The following is a 3,612-nucleotide window of genomic DNA, read 5'->3' on the forward strand; positions in this document are numbered from 1 at the left end:
CTCCTGCACGCGGCGCTCAACCCCTCCCCGCCGCTGCTCCAGCGAGCCGTCGGCAGCGGCATCCGCGCCATGATCCCGCTCCAGTCGGCCCTCGCGGGGCGCGGCGGCACCGCGGCGGGCCTGCTCGGGCTGCTCCCGCTCGCCCGGCGCCTCTCCCGGAAGGTGAGCCCGACGTGAGCACCGGCAGCGCCCCGCTGCGCTACGCCTACGGCACCAACGGCCTGGCCGACCTGCGCCTCACCGACGCCCTCGCCCTCCTCGCCGACCTGGGCTACGACGGGGTCGGGCTCACCCTCGACCACATGCACCTCGACCCCCTCGCCCCGGACCTCGCCGCCCGCAGCGTCCGGGTCGCCCGCGCGCTGGACCGCCACGGGCTGACCGCCACCGTGGAGACCGGCGGCCGCTATGTCCTCGACCCGCGCCGCAAGCACCACCCCACCCTGCTCGACCCGGACGCGGAGGCCCGCGCAGCGCGCACGGAACTGCTGCTCAAGGCGGTGCGGGTGGCCGCCGACCTCGGCGCGCACGCCGTGCACTGCTTCAGCGGCCCGCTGCCCCCCGGCACCTCGCCGCACGAGGGCTGGCAGCGCCTCGCGGACGGCATCGGCTCCGTGCTGCACGCCGCACGCGCCGCCGGGGTGCCGCTCGCCATCGAGCCCGAGCCCGGCCATCTGCTCGACGACCTGGCCGGGTTCCACCGGCTGCGCACCGCGCTGGGCGGCCCCGAACTGCTCGGCCTCACCCTGGATGTCGGGCACTGCCAGTGCCTGGAGCCGGAGCCCCCCGAGGAGTGCGTCCGCGCCGCCGCGCCCTGGCTGCGGCATGTGCAGATCGAGGACATGCGGCGCGGCGTGCACGAGCATCTGCCGTTCGGCGAGGGGGAGATCGACTTCCCGCCGGTGCTGGCGGCGCTGCGCGACAGCGGCTACGACGCACTGGTCACCGTCGAGCTCCCGCGCGACTCGCACGCCGGCCCCGAACGCGCCCGCACCTCCCTCGACTTCCTCCGCGCGGCCGAACGGTCCGCGCGGCGGGACGCCCCCGAGGACCGCGCACGAGCCGCCGTACCGCAGAAGGGAGAGACCGCATGATGCTGACCCCTCTCGCCTCGCTCCGTACCGGACTCGAAGTGCAGCTCGACGCCCGGTCCCGGGACTGGCTGCACCGGGCCCTCGCCGAGGCCGCCGACGCGCCGCGCGCCCCGGGGCCGGGCGCGGCCGCCGGACTCCCGCCGTGGGAGCGGCACTTCGCGACCGCCGGACGGCACTGCGCCCCCGCGCCCGGCGCCGCCCCCGCCGATGCCGCGGCGCTCACCGACACGGCCCGGGTGCTGCTGCTGCACGCCGCGGGCCCCGACGCGGAAGCGCTCACCCGCCTCTACGGCCACGGCAGCGCCGCCGAGCGCCGCGCCGTGCTGCTCGCCCTGCCGCATCTGGACCCCCCTCCCGAGACCTCCGCCGCGCTCGCCCTCGTCGAGGACGCGCTGCGCAGCAACGACACCGAGCTGATCACCGCGGCCCTCGGCTCCTACGCCGCCGCGCACCTCGACGCGCACCAGTGGCGGCACGGGGTGCTCAAGTGCCTGTTCACCGGAGTGCCGCTGAGCAGCGTCGCCGAGCTGGAGGGCCGGGCCCGGGGCGACGGCGAACTGGCCCGGATGCTCTCCGACTACGCCCGCGAGCGCACGGCGGCGGGCCGCGAGGTGCCCGCCGACCTGCACCACGCCCTCAAGCTCACCGAAGACCCCCGCACCGAGAGGCCGTGAGAGCGATGCGCATCTTCGACCCCCACATCCATATGACGTCCCGGACCACCGACGACTACTCCGCCATGTACGAGGCGGGGGTCCGCGCGCTGGTCGAACCCTCCTTCTGGCTCGGCCAGCCGCGCACGTCGCCCGCCTCCTTCTTCGACTACTTCGACTCCCTCCTCGGCTGGGAGCCCTTCCGGGCCGCCCAGCACGGCATCGCCCACCACTGCACCCTCGCCCTCAACCCCAAGGAGGCCAACGACCCCCGCTGCACCCCCGTCCTCGACGCGCTGCCCCGCTATCTGCTCAAGGACAACGTCGTCGCCGTGGGAGAGGTCGGCTACGACTCCATGACCCCCGCCGAGGACACCGCCCTCGCCGCCCAGCTCCAGCTCGCCCTCGACCACGACCTCCCCGCCCTCGTCCACACCCCGCACCGCGACAAGGCGGCCGGCCTCACCCGCACCCTCGACGTGCTCCGCTCCTCCGGACTGCCCCCGGAGCGCGTCGTCCTCGACCACCTCAACGAGACCACCCTAGGCGCCGCCACTGACAGCGGCTGCTGGCTCGGCTTCTCCATCTACCCCGACACCAAGATGGACACCGACCGGATGATCCGCATCCTCCGGGTGCACGGCACGGAGCGGGTGCTGGTCAACTCCGCCGCCGACTGGGGCCGCAGCGACCCGCTCAAGACCCGGCACGTCGGGGACGCCATGCTCGCCGCCGGATTCACCGACGACGACGTCGATCAGGTGCTGTGGCGCAACCCCGTCGCCTTCTACGGGCAGAGCGGACGGCTGCGCCCCGGGATCCCCGCGCCCACAGCGGCGGACGCCGCCGCCACCCACGAGGGCAACTCCATCCTGCGCGGCGGCGAGTGAGGGGGCGGGCGGGCCCATGCGCTTCCGGCACCCCGACGGCACCACCGTCCACCTCGCCTACTGCACCAACGTGCACGCCGCCGAGGACCTCGACGGCGTGCTGCGCCAGCTCACCGAGTACGCCGAGCCGGTACGCCGCCGGCTGCACCGCGACCGGCTCGGCATCGGCCTCTGGCTGGCCCGCGACGCCACCCGCGCCCTCACCCGCGACCCGGGCGCGGTCCGCGGGCTGCGCACCGCGCTCGACCGGGCCGGGCTGGAGGTCGTCACCCTCAACGGCTTCCCGTACCGGGGGTTCGGCGAGCAGCGCGTCAAGTACCGGGTCTACCGCCCCGACTGGACCGAGGACGAGCGGCTGGACCACACCGCCGACCTCGCCCGGCTGCTCACCGCGCTGCTTCCGGACGACGCCGCCGAGGGCACCGTCTCGACGCTCCCGCTCGCCTGGCGCACCGGCTTCGGCGCACCGGAGCGCGCGGGGGCGCTCGCCCGGCTGAACACCCTGGCGCAGCGCCTCGACGCGCTGCACGAGCTGACGGGCCGCGAGATCCGCGTCGGCCTGGAGCCCGAGCCCGGCTGCACCGTGGAGACCACGGCCGAGGCGCGCGCCGCGCTGACCGGGCCGGGGGCGCCGCCCCCGCACCGGATCGGCGTCTGCCTGGACACCTGCCACCTCGCGACCGCCTTCGAGGATCCCGGAACGGCCGTCCCGGCCCTCGTCCGGGACGGCGTCCCCGTCGTCAAGGCCCAGCTCTCCGCCGCGCTGCACGCCCAGGACCCCGCCGACGCGAGCGTACGCCGGGCCCTCGCGGACTTCGCGGAGCCGCGCTTCCTCCACCAGACCCGGGCCCGCACGGCGACCGGCGTCCACGGCGTGGACGACCTTCACGAGGCCCTGGCCCCCGGCGCCCTGCCCGCGTCGGGCCCCTGGCGCTCCCACTTCCACGTCCCCCTGCACGTCGCGCTGGCCGGCCC

Annotated in this window: 4 protein-coding genes and 1 pseudogene; all 5 read left to right on the forward strand. The window is 76.1% G+C overall.

From position 1 onward, the window contains the following. Positions 1-177, forward strand: a pseudogene (locus G5C65_RS40575) (SCO3242 family prenyltransferase); the annotation flags it as partial. Further along, a complete protein-coding gene (locus tag G5C65_RS33455) occupies positions 174-1,094 on the forward strand; it encodes a sugar phosphate isomerase/epimerase family protein (protein ID WP_338146784.1) in 921 nt (306 codons plus the stop codon). The pseudogene G5C65_RS40575 and the gene G5C65_RS33455, both read left to right, overlap by 4 nt. Further along, the gene (locus G5C65_RS33460; RefSeq protein ID WP_165302819.1) at positions 1,094-1,768 is read left to right on the forward strand and encodes an EboA domain-containing protein; all 675 of its coding nucleotides are present in this window, start codon (positions 1,094-1,096) and stop codon (positions 1,766-1,768) included. Before G5C65_RS33455 ends, G5C65_RS33460 begins: the two co-directional genes overlap by 1 nt. Positions 1,769-1,773: 5 nt before the next feature. Then, a complete protein-coding gene (locus tag G5C65_RS33465) occupies positions 1,774-2,637 on the forward strand; it encodes a TatD family hydrolase (protein ID WP_165302820.1) in 864 nt (287 codons plus the stop codon). Positions 2,638-2,653: 16 nt separating this feature from the next. After that, positions 2,654-3,612, forward strand: a 959-nt coding sequence (eboE, locus tag G5C65_RS33470) for a metabolite traffic protein EboE (RefSeq protein ID WP_165302817.1), incomplete at its 3' end; no start/stop codon positions are given.

It is taken from the genome of Streptomyces boncukensis (assembly GCF_011045075.1).
Lineage (GTDB): Bacteria > Actinomycetota > Actinomycetes > Streptomycetales > Streptomycetaceae > Streptomyces > Streptomyces boncukensis.

What these genes read in the sequence shown, in the direction of transcription:
- G5C65_RS33460 (WP_165302819.1), top strand. Translation starts at nt 1,094, where the DNA reads ATGCTGACCCCTCTCGCCTCGCTCCGTACCGGACTCGAAGTGCAGCTC.
- G5C65_RS33465 (WP_165302820.1), top strand. Translation starts at nt 1,774, where the DNA reads ATGCGCATCTTCGACCCCCACATCCATATGACGTCCCGGACCACCGAC.